At 70.7% G+C, this 14,618-nt stretch carries 17 protein-coding genes, 1 tRNA gene and 2 pseudogenes; 7 read left to right on the top strand and 13 right to left on the bottom strand.

Annotation, left to right across the window (positions count from 1 at the left end):
* Positions 1–54 precede the first annotated feature (54 nt).
* Complete coding sequence (locus HYQ63_RS16745) at positions 55–807, top strand: SDR family NAD(P)-dependent oxidoreductase (RefSeq protein WP_179934647.1); 753 nt, start codon at positions 55–57, stop codon at positions 805–807.
* A 206-nt stretch (positions 808–1,013) separates the two neighbouring features.
* Here HYQ63_RS16745 and HYQ63_RS16740 read toward each other — a convergent pair whose 3' ends face one another.
* Together HYQ63_RS16740 and HYQ63_RS16735 are read right to left on the bottom strand one after the other, a co-directional pair.
* Positions 1,014–1,319 (bottom strand): hypothetical protein, encoded by a 306-nt coding sequence (locus HYQ63_RS16740; RefSeq protein WP_179934646.1) that lies wholly within the window; start codon positions 1,317–1,319, stop codon positions 1,014–1,016.
* Positions 1,319–1,684: a hypothetical protein gene (locus HYQ63_RS16735; protein ID WP_179934644.1), complete on the bottom strand. Its 366-nt coding sequence runs from the start codon at positions 1,682–1,684 to the stop codon at positions 1,319–1,321. Before HYQ63_RS16735 ends, HYQ63_RS16740 begins: the two co-directional genes overlap by 1 nt.
* Before the next feature lie 296 nt (positions 1,685–1,980).
* On the opposite strand from HYQ63_RS16735, the gene HYQ63_RS16730 reads away from it, so the two are divergent.
* Entirely contained in the window at positions 1,981–3,003 is a 1,023-nt protein-coding gene (locus HYQ63_RS16730; protein WP_179934642.1) for an alpha/beta hydrolase, read from the top strand.
* 30 nt (positions 3,004–3,033) lie between these two features.
* Here HYQ63_RS16730 and HYQ63_RS45640 read toward each other — a convergent pair whose 3' ends face one another.
* Positions 3,034–3,774 carry a hypothetical protein gene (locus HYQ63_RS45640; protein WP_179934640.1) on the bottom strand — a complete coding sequence of 247 codons (741 nt, stop codon included), beginning with the start codon at positions 3,772–3,774 and terminating at the stop codon, positions 3,034–3,036.
* Positions 3,775–3,777: 3 nt separating this feature from the next.
* Positions 3,778–4,641: a helix-turn-helix domain-containing protein gene (locus HYQ63_RS16720; protein WP_373689096.1), complete on the bottom strand. Its 864-nt coding sequence runs from the start codon at positions 4,639–4,641 to the stop codon at positions 3,778–3,780.
* 126 nt (positions 4,642–4,767) lie between these two features.
* On the opposite strand from HYQ63_RS16720, the gene HYQ63_RS16715 reads away from it, so the two are divergent.
* Positions 4,768–4,968, top strand: coding sequence for a 4-oxalocrotonate tautomerase family protein (locus HYQ63_RS16715; protein WP_179934636.1), 201 nt, complete (start codon positions 4,768–4,770; stop codon positions 4,966–4,968).
* Positions 4,969–4,983: 15 nt separating this feature from the next.
* Here the strand turns inward: HYQ63_RS16715 and HYQ63_RS16710 are convergent, their stop codons facing one another.
* The 6 genes and pseudogenes from HYQ63_RS16710 to HYQ63_RS16695 form a co-directional block, all read right to left on the bottom strand.
* Entirely contained in the window at positions 4,984–6,447 is a 1,464-nt protein-coding gene (locus tag HYQ63_RS16710; RefSeq protein ID WP_373689211.1) for a penicillin-binding transpeptidase domain-containing protein, read from the bottom strand.
* A 105-nt stretch (positions 6,448–6,552) separates the two neighbouring features.
* A pseudogene (locus HYQ63_RS46030) lies at positions 6,553–7,164 on the bottom strand (caspase domain-containing protein); the annotation flags it as partial.
* A 45-nt stretch (positions 7,165–7,209) separates the two neighbouring features.
* Complete coding sequence (locus HYQ63_RS16705) at positions 7,210–7,617, bottom strand: hypothetical protein (RefSeq protein ID WP_179934632.1); 408 nt, start codon at positions 7,615–7,617, stop codon at positions 7,210–7,212.
* A 59-nt stretch (positions 7,618–7,676) separates the two neighbouring features.
* A complete protein-coding gene (locus HYQ63_RS45635) occupies positions 7,677–8,822 on the bottom strand; it encodes a tetratricopeptide repeat protein (RefSeq protein ID WP_306664828.1) in 1,146 nt (381 codons plus the stop codon).
* A 398-nt stretch (positions 8,823–9,220) separates the two neighbouring features.
* A pseudogene (locus tag HYQ63_RS45630) lies at positions 9,221–10,111 on the bottom strand (NB-ARC domain-containing protein); the annotation flags it as partial.
* Between the two features lie 3 nt (positions 10,112–10,114).
* The gene (locus HYQ63_RS16695; protein ID WP_179934630.1) at positions 10,115–10,744 is read right to left on the bottom strand and encodes a DUF6879 family protein; all 630 of its coding nucleotides are present in this window, start codon (positions 10,742–10,744) and stop codon (positions 10,115–10,117) included.
* A gap of 440 nt (positions 10,745–11,184) precedes the next feature.
* Here HYQ63_RS16695 and HYQ63_RS16690 point away from each other — a divergent pair, with 440 nt between their 5' ends.
* The 3 genes from HYQ63_RS16690 to HYQ63_RS16680 all read left to right on the top strand — a co-directional run bounded on the left by HYQ63_RS16690 (position 11,185) and on the right by HYQ63_RS16680 (position 13,035).
* On the top strand, positions 11,185–11,781 hold the full coding sequence (locus HYQ63_RS16690; RefSeq protein WP_179934628.1) for a choice-of-anchor C family protein: 597 nt from the start codon (positions 11,185–11,187) through the stop codon (positions 11,779–11,781).
* A 163-nt stretch (positions 11,782–11,944) separates the two neighbouring features.
* Entirely contained in the window at positions 11,945–12,505 is a 561-nt protein-coding gene (locus HYQ63_RS16685) for a GNAT family N-acetyltransferase (protein ID WP_179940187.1), read from the top strand.
* Between the two features lie 185 nt (positions 12,506–12,690).
* Positions 12,691–13,035 (top strand): hypothetical protein, encoded by a 345-nt coding sequence (locus HYQ63_RS16680; RefSeq protein ID WP_179934626.1) that lies wholly within the window; start codon positions 12,691–12,693, stop codon positions 13,033–13,035.
* Between the two features lie 52 nt (positions 13,036–13,087).
* On the opposite strand, the gene HYQ63_RS16675 is transcribed toward HYQ63_RS16680, so the two are convergent.
* Together HYQ63_RS16675 and HYQ63_RS16670 are read right to left on the bottom strand one after the other, a co-directional pair.
* Complete coding sequence (locus HYQ63_RS16675) at positions 13,088–13,357, bottom strand: DUF6191 domain-containing protein (protein ID WP_257231902.1); 270 nt, start codon at positions 13,355–13,357, stop codon at positions 13,088–13,090.
* 132 nt (positions 13,358–13,489) lie between these two features.
* Positions 13,490–13,563 (bottom strand) — tRNA-Lys (locus HYQ63_RS16670).
* A 164-nt stretch (positions 13,564–13,727) separates the two neighbouring features.
* Between HYQ63_RS16670 and HYQ63_RS16665 the strand changes: the two genes are divergently transcribed.
* A complete protein-coding gene (locus HYQ63_RS16665) occupies positions 13,728–14,321 on the top strand; it encodes a lytic polysaccharide monooxygenase (RefSeq protein WP_179934624.1) in 594 nt (197 codons plus the stop codon).
* Between the two features lie 66 nt (positions 14,322–14,387).
* Here HYQ63_RS16665 and HYQ63_RS16660 read toward each other — a convergent pair whose 3' ends face one another.
* Positions 14,388–14,612 carry a DUF397 domain-containing protein gene (locus HYQ63_RS16660; RefSeq protein ID WP_179934622.1) on the bottom strand — a complete coding sequence of 75 codons (225 nt, stop codon included), beginning with the start codon at positions 14,610–14,612 and terminating at the stop codon, positions 14,388–14,390.
* Positions 14,613–14,618: the final 6 nt, after the last annotated feature.

Raw genomic sequence — 14,618 nt, 5'->3', positions numbered from 1 at the left:
TGCTACGGTCCCGTTCAGTATCGATCGGTACGGAAATTCGTGGAGGTCATTCGCGTGGGACAGCTCGAAGGCAAGACCGCCGTCATCACCGGGGGCGGCACCGGGATCGGCCTGGCCACCGCCATCCGGCTGGCAGCCGAGGGCGCGCACGTGTTCATCACCGGTCGGCGCAAGACCGTGCTGGACGCGGCCGTGGAGACCATCGGCTCGGCGAGGGCCACCGCGGTGGCGGGTGACATCTCCGACCTGGCCGACCTGGACCGGCTCTACGACGCGGTCCGCGCCCGTGGCCGCGGCCTGGACGTGCTGTTCGCCAACGCCGCCGCCGCGTCGTTCGCCACGCTGGAGCAGGTCACCGAGGAGCACTTGGACGAGACCTTCGGCGTCAACGTCCGGGGCACCGTGTTCACGGTGCAGAAGGCGCTGCCGCTGCTCAACGACGGCGCATCGGTGATCCTGAACTCCTCGGTGCGCGCCGGTGACGGTGTCGCGGCGTTCGGTGCGTACGCGGCCTCCAAGGCGGCGATCCGGTCCTTCGCCCGGACCTGGGCCAACGAACTCAAGGGCCGGAACATCCGGGTCAACGCGATCTCCCCGGGCACCATCGACACTCCTGGACTCGACGGCGTGGCCGGTACGGGGGACGACGCGGCCGCCATCAAGTCACGATTCGCCGCGGGTGTCCCACTCGGCCGGATCGGGCGTCCGGACGAGGTCGCCAACGTGGTGGCGTTCCTCGCTTCCGAACAGAGCAGCTTCATTCTCGGAGCCGACCTGTACGTCGATGGCGGCGAGATGCAGATCTGACCCGCGGGGGACATCCGCCGTGCGATCATCAGCGGCGCCCTCACGAGCGGCACGGTTCGGGACGACGCCCGTCGATGCGGCACAGTCGAGGACGCCTTGCGATCCTCCCCCAGCTACCGCTGGGAGGTACCCCGCTGCTCCGGCCACGAGCGTGCCGGGGCAGCGGGTTCGGCCCGCCAGGGGCCGAAGGGGCGGGGCGGGCGCCATCACACACGCCCCTCCTGCACGATGTCGCAGTGGCGCTTGTAGTGACCCACCGGGACCTTGGTGTCCGCGTGCTTCTTGGCGTTCAGCTCGGCGCTGCTCCTGGTCGTGCCCGTTCCGGTCCCGTCGATGTATTTCACGACGTCGTACGGATTGATCCGCACAAGCTGGCACTTCACGACGACCCGCCACTTTCTGGCGAAGGGCTCCGGCTCGGCGGCCGCTGAGACGTTCGGCGCGAGCAGGCCGATGAGCACCGACGTGGTGAGCGCGGCCAGTGCGGTGAGCCGCCTGGGCTGCCGCGCCATCAGTTGGTTCCCTGCGGTCCGCTGTTGGGCCCCATCCCGTTGATGCATGGTCCGGCCTGAAGCCGCTGGGTCGGGTTGCCCGACTTCGGCGTGATCCAGCCGGACGCCTTGTCCGGGAACGGGGAGGCACAGTCGGCGATCAGCCGCACCTTGCCGCTGTAGACGCGGCACCAGGTGTAGGCGTAATTGTCCGTGGTGTGAACGCGCGGGCACTCGTACGCCGCGGACGCCGACGCCGACACCTTCATGCCGCCGAGGTCAACGGTCGACGGGGCCGCCGAGGCGGATGCGGCGGGGAACACCGCGATTCCCGCGGCCACGGCGACCGCCGCCGCGGCGGACTTCAAGCGCTTGCTGCGGTGCATGGGCATACCTCTCTTCGGTTTGAGCCTTCGGGTGCGTTGACGCAGAGACGGTTGCGGCCATCTCGCTGGGCGGCGCCGTCGTCAACGGCATCAACTCTTCCCAGGCACGTCCCCGGCCAGCAAGGTCCTCCGGCCGTCCGGGACAACGTGAACCTGTCCGGCCTGGTCAGGGCCTCTGTCCGGGGCAAGCCCGGACAGCGGACGCAGCCGGTAGACTCCACTGCGCGGCGGCTGATCTTCGGGCAGTGGGCGGCCGACGACGGGGGATCCTCCTTCTGCGACCCCGGGAGCCCTCCATGCGGAACACATCCCCCGACCCGGCGGACACGGCACCCATCGGGCCACCGCCGCCGTTCGACCCGGAACTCGCCGCGGCACTCGCGGTCATCACGCAGATCCTGCCGCCGGGCGGCTCCGGGGCCGACCCGGGTGAGACGCCGCCCGAGGACGTGCCCGGGATGGCACCGGTGACGGACGCGGACCTGGAGCGTGGCGGGGCCTTCCGGGTCACGGAGCGGTCCGTTCCGGGCCTGGCCGGCGCGCCGGAGGTCTCGCTGCTGATCTGCCGCCCGGCCCGCCGCCCCGCCCAAGCGGCCGCCCCGACACCGGCGCTCTACCACATCCACGGCGGCGGCATGATGGTCGGCGACAACCGGACCGGCATGCCCGACATGCTCGACCTCGCCGAGGAGTTGGGGCTGGCCGTGGTGTCCGTCGAGTACCGCTTGGCGCCCGGGACCCCGCATCCGGGGCCGCTCGAGGACTGCTACACCGGTCTGTGCTGGACCGCCGAGCACGCCGAGGAGCTGGGCATCGACCGGGAGCGCATCGTCGTCGCCGGTGGCAGCGCGGGCGGCGGGCTCGCGGCGGCCGTCGCCCTGATGGCGCGCGACCGAGGTGGCCCGGCCCTGTTCGGGCAGCTGCTGATGTGCCCGATGCTGGACGACCGTAACGACACCCCGTCCGCCCACCAGATGACCGGGATCGGGGTGTGGGACAGGGCGTCCAACGAGGCCGGGTGGACCGCGCTGCTCGGCGCCGCCCGCGGCACGGACGACGTCTCGCCGTACGCCGCACCCGCCCGCGCGACCGACCTGTCCGGGCTCCCGCCCGCGTTCATCGACGTGGGCTCCGCGGAGACCTTCCGCGACGAGGACGTCGACTACGCCAGCCGCCTGTGGCGCGCCGGGGGACGGGCCGAGCTGCACGTCTGGCCCGGCGCGTTCCACGGTTTCAGCGGCATGGCCCCGCACGCCGCCATCTCCCGCGACGCGCGGGCGGCGCGCCTGGTGTGGCTGCGCAGACTCCTGGCGACGTAAAGACCACTTCTCGGTTCCGGGCTGTCAGGGTCACCTCGACTTTTCGACCAGCTGGGCGATGTGGAGGCAGCTTTCGATGTAGGTCCGGGCGGCGGCGGGTGTGACGGTTTCGGGTTGGTGCATGGCCTTGTTGCGCAGCAGGCGCAGCTGATCGAGGAGCCTGGCCGTGTGGGGCGGCAGGTCGGCCGTCGGCACGCTCTGCAACGCGCTCCACGCCGTGACGATGGCGCCGACGGGCGATGTGTCGACCAGGGTTCGGGCTTCCCGGAGCTGTTCGCGCCAGAGCGGTGGTGCCTCGACCACGTCCGACTGCGCGTACGGGGGAGGGGCCCACGGGCCTGCGGGTGGGGGAGTTGACCCCTGCGGTGTCTGCGGTGTCGGCGAGGGCGGTGCCTGTGAGGGCTGTGGCTGCGAGGGTGGCTGTGCCGGTGGCGGGGCTTCCTCGGGGGCGGAAGGGCCGAGCCCCTCCTCCACGCGCTCCGGGGTCGGCGCCCCACCCGGGGCGGGGTACGGCGCCCAGGGCTGAGGACGCTGCGCGGGCACCCCCGGGGCGTAGGGCCCCGGTGAGTCGGCGATGGCCGCTTCCTCCGCCTGGCTCAGCACTTCCCGTGCCTGCGTCTCGAACTCGATCGCGCCCGCCGGAGTTTCCAGGCGGGTCATCCGCGCGAACGCCTCACGAATGTGGTTGCGCAGGCCCCAGGCCAGCCCCACCGTCACGGCGGGCCAGACCAGCGCCTCTATGTACTTCAAGACGAGTTCGGCGATCTCCATATTTCAGTGCGCTCGCTCGCGTTTCATGTCCTGGGTGCCGATGACGGAGAGGAGTTCCAGTTGGGAGGCGCCTTCGGTGCCGGGTGGGGCGGTGAACCACAGCAGGCGTTGGCAGCCATCCTCGCTGAACAGGGTGTGGCAGTCCAGTTCGATGATCCCCAGGGCGGGGTGAACGATGCGCTTGTGGTCGGTCCGCCGGAGGGCGACATCGTGGGTGGCCCAGAGTTCGGCGAACTCCTCGCTGCGGTGGCGTAGTTCGGCCACCATCCGCTGCACCGTGGAGTCACCGCCGCGCCGGGCGGCGACGGCCTGGAGGTCGGCGACGAAGGCCCGGGAGTGGTGGGGGTGGTCCTCGGCCGGGTAGAGGGCGCGGGCGCCGGGGTCGGTGAACCAGCGGTGGACGAAGCTCGCCGCGGGGCCGCGTACGGCCGGGGGCGGACCGAGGAGCGCGGCGGCCAGCGGGTTCTGGACGAGGGTTTCGTGGAGGTCGGTGATGACCTGCGCGGGGGTGGTGGTGAGCCGGTCCAGCAGGCCGAGCAGGGCAGGCTGGACGTGCGCGGCCGGTCCGTGGGCCGCGGGGGGAACGCGGCGGTCGGCGAGGTGGAACAAGTGGTCGCGCGCGTCTCCGTTCAACCGCAGCGCCCGGGCGAGGGCGGCCAGCACCTGGGTCGAGGGCTGGGCACCGCGCCCGCGTTCCAGCTCCGTGTAGTAGTCCGCGGAGAGCCCGGCCAGTTGGGCGACCTCCTCGCGCCGCAGACCGGGCACCCGGCGCCGCGGACCGGCGGTCAGCCCGACGTCGGCCGGGCGGATCCGGTCACGCCGGGACTTCAGGAATGCGGCGAGCTGCGCGTGGTTCACGCCGCTCATCGTCGCGCGCACCGGGGCGCGGAGCCAGGGGACGGCAACCCCTGGGTGGGCACAGCCCTGGCTGGCACGGGGAGATCTGCCCAGGCTGGAACCGTCCCGCCGTCCCACGTCGGAAAGAGAACCGCCATGCCTTTCGCCAACTTCAAGGTCCCCGCCGGGACCCTCGACGAGCAGCAGAAGGAGAAGATCATCACGCGCACGACCGAGCTGTACGCCGAGATCTACGGCGAACCGGCCCGCGCCAACACCCTGGTCCTGGTCGAGGAGGTCGCCGACGGCGGCTGGGGCATCGGCGGCGACGTCCTGACCCTGGCCAAGCTCCAGTAGACCCCCGAGGGTTGATCATCGGCGGGCGATGGCGGCCTCCATCGCCTTCCTGGCGATCGGCGTCGCCGCCCCGTCATCGCTCCCGCCGGAACCCGCCTCTCCTTCCACGACCACGGCGATGGCCACCTGCCGACCGCCCGAGCCGGGCTGGGCGTAGGCGGTGCACCAGTCGATCCGGTCGCTGCCGCTTTGCGCGAGGGCCGTCGTAGCGCCGACGTCCGCGCCGTCGATGCGGGCGGCGGTGCTCGTGCCGCCCGTCACCGCGGCGGTCATCGCCTTGCGCAGCTCGGCAGCCGTGCGCTGGCTGACGACCTGTGTCGTGTCGGGCTTGTCCCGGTTCTGAGCCTCGCCGTCGGCGTCCGTCACCTTGGACACCATGTGGGGTGAGACGAGCTTTCCGTCGTTCGCCAGCACGGCGGACACCATCGCCATCTGGAACGGGGTCGCTGTCACCTCGAAGCCCCCGACGCCGGACAGCGCGGTCTCCGCCTTGGTGGGGTCGCTCGGGAAGACGCTTGTGCCCACGGTGATGGGCATCTTCCTCTTGTCGTCGTTGAAGCCGAACTTGTCCGCCATCTTCTTCACCTTCGCCCAGCCGAGGTCGACGGCTGCCTTCGCGAAGACGTTGTCGCAGGAGTAGCGGAGGGCGACGCGCAGGCTGGCGTTCTTGCAGGAGCCTGGGGCGCTCTTGTTGCTCACCGAGGTGGCGGTGCCGGGGAGGGTGTAGGGGTTGGGGCTGGCGGTCGCCTCGTCGACCGATGCGTACAGCCCCTCTTCGAGCGCCGCCGCTGCCACCACCAGCTCGAACGTCGACCCGGGGGTATATGCCTCCCGGGTCGCGCGGTTGAGCATGGGGTCGTTCTTCTTGTCCCCGGTCAGCTTCAGCCACGCCTTCTGGTCGTCTGTGGTGCTTCCGCTGAAGGTGGCGGGGTCGTACGAGGGGGTGCTGACCAGCGCCAGGATGTTGCCGTTCGACGGGTCGATCGCGATCGCCGCGCCCTTGGCGTCCCCCAGGGCTTCGTAGGCCGCCTTCTGCACCGCCGGGTCGATCGTGGTGATGACCTTGCTGCCCCCGTCGTCCAGGGTTTTGCGATGGAGCGCTTCGAGTCCGGCGGCGCTGAAGGCCAGGGACCTGTACCCGGTGACCGGGGCGTACAGCTTGCCGTCGGCGTACGTACGCTGCGACTTCGTCGAGCCGGTGACGGGTTTCCCGGCTACGACGATGTCGCCCAGGGACTTGTCGCTGGGCGCGACGCTGGGGCCGGTCGCGTTGCCGTCCTTGTCCTTGGCGCCGCCCTTGTCCTCGTCCCCGCCGAGCTGGGTGACGGCGAAGAACGTCCCGCCGATGACCACCAGCGCGGCCGCCGCGGCCCCGACCACCTGCCCGCGGGACGGCTTCCGGCCACGTCGGGGAGGCGGCGCGGCGGCCTCCGGCCGGTGGGTGGGAATCGGAGGCGGCGAGGGTGGAGGCGGAGGCATCGGCACCGGTACCGCCGCCGCGGCGGCACGGTTGCGGGCGAGGGCGATCAGCCCTCCCGTGTTGCGGTTCCGCTGCTGCGGCAGGGGCCGCGACTTGGCGGCCAGGGTGCGGTGCAGATGCCGGTAGAGGGTGTTCATGTCGATCAGGTCGGACGCCCCCGGAATGCCCTCGCCCAGCGCGGTGATCAACTCGCCCGTGAACGCGGTGTACGTCTCCCCCGGCGGGGAGAGCGCCGCACGGGTCTCGGCGGAGGCGGTGAGCAGGCAGGTCCCCTCCACCGCCGCCCGGTCCGCGATCTCGTCGCTCGCGCTCATCCGGCCGATCAGCGCCCGTCCGCTGTAGCAGCAGTCCAGGACCACCACGGTGCGCCGCACACCGGCCGCCGGGTCGAGTACCGCGCGGCGCAGATACTCGTAGCGCAACGCGGTGTACTCGCGGTCGTGGACCGAATCGGGCAGGGCGAGATACAGCTCGTCCGTGTGCGGGTCGATCAGACCGTGGCCGCCGTAGTAGACGAACAGCGTGTCCGTGGCCCGCGCGGCGGCCTCCTTCACGGTGTCCAGCACCTGCTGGGCGCTGCCCGGCTGGGCGAGCACGGTGCACCGCTCCCCGCGCAGGCCCCACACCGCCGGATCGGTCAACACCCCGCGCAGGCCATCCAGATTGCGGGCCACGGCGGGCAGGTCGGGCAGCGTGCCGTACGTGTGCGCGCCCACCAGTACCGCTTCCGAACGGGCCGGGTCAGGAAGTGTGGCCACCGGTTACTCCGACTCCTCGCGCTCAGCGTCCCCCGCGTCCCCCGCATCCGGCTCGCCGCCGCGGCCTCTTTCCCAGGTTCTGAGGATCCGCTCGACCGTCTCGGGCGAGGCCTCGGACACGGTGATGGACTCCCCGTCGCGCTCCAGCCGCACCTGCGGCGTGCGGGGCCGGGAATCCCGCCAGGCTGCCACGGCCACCAGGAGGTTCGTCAGGGCGATGGTGTTGCCGAGGACCACATTGACGATCTCCGTCGCCCCGCCCATGTGCCCTTCGCCGGACGGGACGGGCGCGGTGGACACCCGCGCGAGCCCCCGCAGCTCCGGATCGGCGATCAGCCAGCGGTACAGCGACATCGTGCCGCCGCCGTCCTGCGTCCCGTCGTCACACGTCAGATGGATCTCCACCGGCATGGCCTCCCCCTTGCCCGCCCCAACTCCCCAGTGCATACCCCATGGTAGAGATGATTCGATCAGCTCGCCTGGTCCACTCCCTCCAACCGACGTTCGACGGCGCTGCGCACTGCCACGGCCCGTGGGTCGTTGTAGTCGGCGAGCAGCCTCAGCGCCTCGGACCAGTGCCGACGAGCCGCCTCGGGGTCATCGTCGAGCAAGGCCGTGGCCAGCCCGTCGAGCGCGATCGCCTCGTGCCACGCGTCCCCCAAGGCGCGGTGAGTGACGGCCGCCTGACGGTGGAAGTCGGCCGCCTCGGCGTGACGGCCCAGTCGGCGATACGCCTCGCCCGCACCGTGCCAGGCCATCGCCTGCCTGCTGCGGTCGCCGAGGCGCTGGTGGAGCGTGGCGGACCGGTGGTAGTTGGTGAGGGCATCGGGGGATTGACCTGCGGCCTGCTGCGCGTCGCCCAGGGCGAGCAGCCAGTAGCCCTCCAAACGGATGTTGCGGAGGTCGGCGGCGATGTCGAGCGCGGTGTGCGCCAGGACCAAGGCCTCCTCGATGTCGCCCTGTTCACGCCGGAGGTCGCTCAGCAGGCGCAGGATGTTGCCCTTGCCGCGTCGGCTGTCCAGGGCGCGGTGTGCGGCCAGGGCCTGCTCGCCGGTGGACGCGGCCTCCCGTAGACGTCCGGCGCGGTGATGGGCGGTCGCGAGGTTGGACAGCGCGGTGGCGGCCCAGTGGGCGGAGCCTTCCTCTTGGAAGGTGGCGATGGCTTGCTCGAAGTGATCGGCTGCGTCCTCGAACCGCCTATGGCGGAGGTGGTTCAGCCCGATCAGGTTGAGCGAATGCGCTTCGTTGACGCGGTCATTGACCTCGCGCCAGATGGCCAGCGCGCTCCGGTGCCGTTCGAGACTCTCCGCGGAGCGGTTGAGCTGGGCGTACGCCATGCCGAGGTACGTGGACAGCAGGGCTTCCGCGACCCGGTCGCCGCACCGGGCCGCCGCCTCCAGGCCCAGCTGCCCCACGCTCGGCCAGTCGGCTCCGGGGGCGGAGGGGAATTTCGCCCACCACAGCACGGCGGACAACTGCCCGGCGAGCCGGTCATGCCCGGCGGCGACCGCGGTGCGGACGGTCTGGAGAAGGTTGGTGTGCTCGCGCTCGGACCAGTCCACGGCGGTGTCGTAGTCGGCGAATGCCAGGGGACGCACGCCGTCCGACGGCGACACCAGGCCAGGTGGTCCTCGGCGGGCTGGAGCCAGCTCTGTGCGGCGTCCGCGGTGTGCAGATACCACTCCAGCACGCGGCGCAGCGCGGCGTCCCGCTCCGTCGGCGGCTCCTCGTGCTGTGCCTGGTCGACGGCGTAGGCGCGCAGCAGGTCGTGGAACTGGTAGCGATCCGGGCCTATTTGCTCCAGCAGATGGGCGCTGATCAGCGTGTCGAGCAGCTGACGGGCCCGGCTGGTGGCCAATCGGGTGAGCGCGGCGGCCGCGTGCAGGCTGAATTCGGGACCGGGGTGGAGACCCAGCAGGCGGAACAACCGGGCGGCCTGGTCGGACAGCGCGCGGTAGGACCACGCGAACACGGTGCGTACGGCTTCCGCTTCCTCGTCGTCCCCTGTGCTGAGGGCATCCCAGAGGGCGCTTTCGTCCCGCAGGTCGGCGATCAGGTCGTCCAACCGCATGTGCGGGTGGCCGGCGGCGCGTTCGGCGGCGATGCGCAGGGCCAGCGGCAACCGGGCGCACAACCGGGCCAGCTCGCTGAGCTTGTCCGCGTCGTCGTCCGGCCGGTATCCGGAGGTGACGGCGCGGAGCAGGGCGACCGCCTCCGGCTCGGGCAGCACGCCCAGCGTCAGCCGACGCGCCCCGTCGCGGACGGCGAGGCCTGCCAGGCGGCTGCGGCTCGTAACGACCGCCAGGCTCCCGGCGCTGCCGGGCAGCAACGGCCGCACCTGGCCCACCGTGGCCGCGTTGTCCAGGACGATCAAAACGCGGCGGTCGGCCAGCAGCGAGCGGTACAGCGCGGCGGCGGCCTCGGGATCCCGCGGCACGGAAGAGGCGCGGACGCCGAGGGCGGTGAGGAATCGGTGCAGGGCGGTGTACGCGGCGACCGGCTCTCCGGGGTCGTAGCCGCGCAGGTTGACGTAGAGCTGCCCGTCCGGAAATCGGTGCCGCATCTGGTGCGCCCAGCGCAGCGCGAGCGACGTCTTTCCCGCCCCGGCGGTTCCGGCTATCACGTAGACCGAGACGACCAGCGGATCGCCGTCTTCGCTGACCAGGACAGCGTTCAACTGGCCGAGTTCGTCGGTGCGATTGACGAAACCGGGCGCATCGGCCGGTAGCTGCCGCGGGGTGGGGCTCGTTGCGTCCTCTCCACCCCGCTGGCCCTGCCCCGACTGCCCGTGGAAGTGGATACCCCCGCTGATGTTTCTGGCCTGTACGACATCGCGGGAGGACCCTGAGAGATCGGAGCGCGTGCTGTCGCCGCGCCGTCCGTCATCCGCGCCGGACTCCGACACTCCCTAGTCCCTTCTCAGCCGGGGAGGGGGGAGAGGTGCCACTTCGCGGGTGAAGTACGACGCGATGTCCTCGCCTGCCGTGAAGAGCTTCTCCAGGTAGCTTGCCCAGTTGCTGACCGTGCCATGGTCGGTGTGGCGGCTCGCGCCGATGCAGCATCCGGCGTCGTCGTAGAGAACCTGGAAGAGGACGCTGCCGCCGAGCACCACGATTTCGGGGAGTGGGCCCGCGGTTTCGGCGGAGGCCGTCTGCACGGCGTCCGTGACCCGGATGCGCTCTCCGTACTCGGCGCGCTGCCGGTGCGAGTGGAGTTCCCACTGCATGTACGGGGTCAGCGGCGTCTCGACCACCCGCACACGGTGGAAGGTGTGTCCCCGCTGTGTGTCCTCTTCTTCGGCGGCGCGTAGGGCGTCCCGCCGGTCTTCCAGGAGGCGCAGCGCCTCTTCCCACTGGCCCCGGCGCAGCGCGTCCCGGCTGGGGCTGCCCTGCTCCTCGAAGTGCTGGCGGCGCTCCAGCTTCCAGGAGGCGGCGTCACGGATCGTCGCTTCACATTCCCGGAAGTCGCGCTTGTAGGCGTCCCGGGTGAGCCGTTCGCCCTGGTCGGGCGGGAGAGCGGGGGCCTGGAGATCACGCATCGGGGATGTCTGCCTTCGCCGCGCTGAGCATGTTCCCGGGAATGACGACCAGCCGCAGTCGTCACGGCCGTCGGAATTGCCCAGCTCTGCTGCGGACTTTCCGAGCCGCCGCTCGAATGACGCGGACGGGTCGGGTGCCCAGGCGCGGGTCATGTCTGCCTCCGCTCGACGTGGCCACGGGCGCGGTCGTCACCCAGTGTATTCGCCCCGGAACCCGGAACAAGGCGCTGCGGGTGGCTCGTGCACCGCCGGGGCGGTGACGGGACCCCTGGGCTTCCCTGAGGGGCGGGCGGGCCAACTGACCGGCGCGCCCGGGGAGTTCGGGCCGGTGTGCACCACCGTGCGCCCGTGACTGGGTCTTGGCCTCCGCCAAGGGTTGAGGGAGATTCATCCGGGCGGTCAATTCAGACGCTCGCGCACCTTTCATCCAGGAGGGGAACATGTCGCTCATTCGCACCTTTTCTGCCGCGGTCATCGTCGCCGGTGTTCTCGCGGGAGCCGGTACGGGTGCCGCGTTGGCCGCGCCGGCGGCCAGTCACTTCGATGGCGGGAGCTTCGAGACGCCCAGGGTGGCGGCCAATACGTTCGTGAACATCGGGACGGGAGGGTCCATCGGGCCGTGGAAGGTCACCGAGGGGAACGTCGACCTGATCGGGGACGGGTTCTGGCAGGCCGCCGAGGGTGACCAGTCGGTCGACCTCAACGGCCAGAACGCGGGCACGGTGGCGCAGACCTTCACGACGGTGCCGGGGAAGCGGTACACGGTGACGTACTCCCTCGCCGGTAACCCCGGGGTCGGCGGTCCGGCCCTGAAGACCGGAAAGGTCCTGGTGGACGGCCAGCTCTTCCAGAACTTCAGCTTCGACACCACCGGCAAGACGACGGCGAACATGGGCTATGTGACCCGCGAGGTGAGCTTCGTGGCCACCGGCGCCACCACGACCCTGGCGTTCGCCAGCACCATGTCCGGCGCCTGGGGGCCGGTCATCGACGACGTGACGGTCCGCCACTGCGAGCCGTGCCCCTCCTGCGACTGATCGCTGCCTGACCACGTAACGCCCGTAACGAACGCCCCGGTGCCCTCCGCGCGCCGGGGCGTTCGGGCTGTTTCGGGGCGCGGGAAAAATGCCGGGTAGCGGCGCGGACGCCCGTGAGAAGATCCGTCGCGTCGTGGGGTGGGTTCGGCGGTGGAGGGCGATGATGTACGCGATATCCCTGGGGGACGACGGCGCGGAGCTGCGCCCGCTCGAACCGTGGCAGGCCGAGGAATTCCTCGCCCACATGGAGCGGGGGCGGGAACTCATCGGGCAGCACGTCGGGCTCGCGGACGCCGTCACGGACCTGGAGTCGAGCCGTAGGTTCCTGGAGTCGTACGCGCAGAAGGCCGCGACCGACACCGGTCGCATCTACGGCATCTGGACGGACGGCAAGCTGGTCGGCGGAGTCCTCTTCCGGACGATGGACATCGCGCAGGCCACCGCCGAGGCGGGCTGCTGGCTGGAGCCGTCGGCGGTGGGCCGGGGCCTGGTGACCAGAGCCTCGCGCGTGATCATCGACTGGGCCCTCGAGGAGCGGGGCATCCACCGCGTGGAGTGGCACGTCTCGGCGGCGAACGCGCCCAGTATCGCGGTGGCCCGGCGGCTCGGGATGACGAAGGACGGCGTACTGCGGGAGAGCTTCCTGTACCGGGGGAAGCGGTGCGACATGGAGATCTGGTCGGTCCTCGCCCCCGAGTGGCGCGCGGCCCGGCAGTCGTCCTGAGACGTGTCCCGTAACTGATCTACGGTCCGGTCGAGGCGTAGCCCTCCGGGCCGGTGCCGCGGTAGCCGCCGTCGGCCGATTGCTTGCGGGGCAGTGGTTCGTGGGCACATGGCAGACTCTTCCTGCGGGATGCAGCCGGGCGAAAGCACTCTCCGTCAGTCCAGTCGCCGGGGCAGGGAGGATCCATGGACGGGAACGATCCGCACATCCACGTTCAGTCGAAGGTGGTCCACGGCGATGCCGCTACCCGCAACGTTTTGGCATCCACGTTTGGTCTGGCCGGTGACCTGCCGAACCTCGTCGGTACTGGATGCGGGCTGCGGGTGCCATATGCGATGACCTCGCCTCGCCCGGATCGTGTCACCTGCCTTGCCTGCCGTGAGCACGCGCGGCGCGAGCACCTGCGCTTCTCGGAGGAGGTCGAACGCTTGAGCCGCATGGCTGGATCGACCATCAGCCCCGTCCAGGGGAAGCTGGCCGCGGACAAGCACCGCGATCTCGCGCAGAGGTTTTCCGACACGGAGGGCTGAGTCCGTAGCCGGGGCAACGGCTGACACGACGCCCTTACGGGACACGTCTCAGTCAGGGCCTTTTCGGCCGCGGACGCACTACCGCCGTGCCCGAGTCCAAGTCCACGGTGCTGCCCGGTGGGGCACCGGAGTCCGTGTCGTCGCGCAGGGTGAGCCGGCGTTCCCTCTGCTCCTGGACGTGCCGCCGCGAGGGGTGGAACACCTCGGACAATGCCTCGGTGTTCGCGGCGCCGCCACCGCCGAACCTGCGCCGGTGCCAGGTGACCCAGGCGAACAGCACGATCCAGAGAAGAACGGCGACGATGCCCACCGTCATCAGCATCAGCTCTGGCCTCCAGGCGTCCGGCTCCGCACGGAGCATAGGTCATCGGGGGCTGAGCAGTGGTCGTAAAACGCAACTGGGGTTTCCCGGACGAGCCAGGAAACCCCAGGTCAGTGGCCATAAGGCCATCGGTGCGCCGCCAGGGACTCGAACCCCGGACCCGCTGATTAAGAGTCAGCTGCTCTAACCAACTGAGCTAGCGGCGCCTGCTGACAAAGGAATCTTACCGGACCTCGTGGGGTGGTCCGGACCAGGCTCCATCCTCCCCGTCATTGGTATGGACATGACCAAATGGCCTGGCTACGCTCGACTTGGTCTAGACCGCATCGCACGGCTCGCAGAAGCACCCCCACGTCTTCAGGAGCGAAGCATGCGCAAGAAGATCCGCGCCGCCGTGGTCGGCATCGGGCTCGCGGCGGTCACCGTTCTCGCGACGGGTGGCGAGGCCACCAGTCACGGCTACACCGACTCACCGATCAGCAGGCAGAAGCTGTGCGCCAGCGGGACCGTCGCCAACTGTGGCGAGATCCAGTACGAGCCGCAGAGCGTGGAAGGGCCCAAGGGGTTCCCGTCGGGCGGGCCCGCGGACGGGACGATCTGTGCGGGCGGCAACAGCCGGTTCGCCCAGCTCGACGATCCGCGCGGCGGATCGTGGCCCGCGACCAAGCTGACCGCCGGGCGGAGCTACACCTTCAACTGGCGGTTCACGGCCTCGCACGCGACCACGGACTTCAAGTACTACATCACCAAGAACGGCTGGAATCCGAGCAGCAAGGTGACCCGCTCGAACCTCCAGACCCAGCCCTTCCTGACCGTGCCGTACAACAACCAGCGGCCGCCGTCCACGCTCTCCCACTCGGGGACGATCCCGAGCGGGATGACCGGACGGCATGTGATCCTCGCCGTCTGGACCATCGCGGACACCGGGAACGCGTTCTACGCGTGCTCGGATGTCCAGTTCTGACAGGTTCGGCTCCGGCAGCGAAAGGCCGCCCGGCCTCCGGGCCGGGCGGCCACCCATCCGCTGACGTCACGCGTCGAACGTGCCCGCCTTCGCGCCCCGCAGGAAGGCGGCGAGCGTCGCCGGGGCCGTGGTGAGGACCACGCCCGGGTCGTCGCTCTCCCGGATCAGCAGCCGTCCGCCGCTGGCGGCGATCTCCACGCACTGGCCCTCGCCCACGGAGTACGAGGACTTGCGCCAGCGCGGACGGTGCTGGTTCCCGGCGAGTGGTGCAGAGGTACATGAGGTGTTCATGTGTGG

The organism is Streptomyces sp. Rer75, from assembly GCF_013414305.1.
Taxonomy (GTDB): domain Bacteria; phylum Actinomycetota; class Actinomycetes; order Streptomycetales; family Streptomycetaceae; genus Streptomyces; species Streptomyces himastatinicus.
This window is presented reverse-complemented; position numbering and strand designations above follow the sequence as displayed.

Excerpts from the sequence above, each read along its gene's own strand:
- HYQ63_RS16665 (WP_179934624.1), top strand. The coding sequence starts at position 13,728 with ATGCGCAAGAAGATCCGCGCCGCCGTGGTCGGCATCGGGCTCGCGGCG.
- HYQ63_RS16730 (WP_179934642.1), top strand. The coding sequence starts at position 1,981 with ATGCGGAACACATCCCCCGACCCGGCGGACACGGCACCCATCGGGCCA.
- HYQ63_RS16680 (WP_179934626.1), top strand. The coding sequence starts at position 12,691 with ATGGACGGGAACGATCCGCACATCCACGTTCAGTCGAAGGTGGTCCAC.
- HYQ63_RS16710 (WP_373689211.1), bottom strand. The coding sequence starts at position 6,447 with ATGCCTCCGCCTCCACCCTCGCCGCCTCCGATTCCCACCCACCGGCCG.
- HYQ63_RS16735 (WP_179934644.1), bottom strand. The coding sequence starts at position 1,684 with ATGCACCGCAGCAAGCGCTTGAAGTCCGCCGCGGCGGCGGTCGCCGTG.
- HYQ63_RS16690 (WP_179934628.1), top strand. The coding sequence starts at position 11,185 with ATGTCGCTCATTCGCACCTTTTCTGCCGCGGTCATCGTCGCCGGTGTT.
- HYQ63_RS16720 (WP_373689096.1), bottom strand. The coding sequence starts at position 4,641 with ATGAGCGGCGTGAACCACGCGCAGCTCGCCGCATTCCTGAAGTCCCGG.
- HYQ63_RS16695 (WP_179934630.1), bottom strand. The coding sequence starts at position 10,744 with ATGCGTGATCTCCAGGCCCCCGCTCTCCCGCCCGACCAGGGCGAACGG.
- HYQ63_RS45640 (WP_179934640.1), bottom strand. The coding sequence starts at position 3,774 with ATGGAGATCGCCGAACTCGTCTTGAAGTACATAGAGGCGCTGGTCTGG.
- HYQ63_RS16675 (WP_257231902.1), bottom strand. The coding sequence starts at position 13,357 with ATGCTGATGACGGTGGGCATCGTCGCCGTTCTTCTCTGGATCGTGCTG.
- HYQ63_RS16685 (WP_179940187.1), top strand. The coding sequence starts at position 11,945 with ATGTACGCGATATCCCTGGGGGACGACGGCGCGGAGCTGCGCCCGCTC.
- HYQ63_RS16715 (WP_179934636.1), top strand. The coding sequence starts at position 4,768 with ATGCCTTTCGCCAACTTCAAGGTCCCCGCCGGGACCCTCGACGAGCAG.
- HYQ63_RS16705 (WP_179934632.1), bottom strand. The coding sequence starts at position 7,617 with ATGCCGGTGGAGATCCATCTGACGTGTGACGACGGGACGCAGGACGGC.
- HYQ63_RS16740 (WP_179934646.1), bottom strand. The coding sequence starts at position 1,319 with ATGGCGCGGCAGCCCAGGCGGCTCACCGCACTGGCCGCGCTCACCACG.
- HYQ63_RS16660 (WP_179934622.1), bottom strand. The coding sequence starts at position 14,612 with ATGAACACCTCATGTACCTCTGCACCACTCGCCGGGAACCAGCACCGT.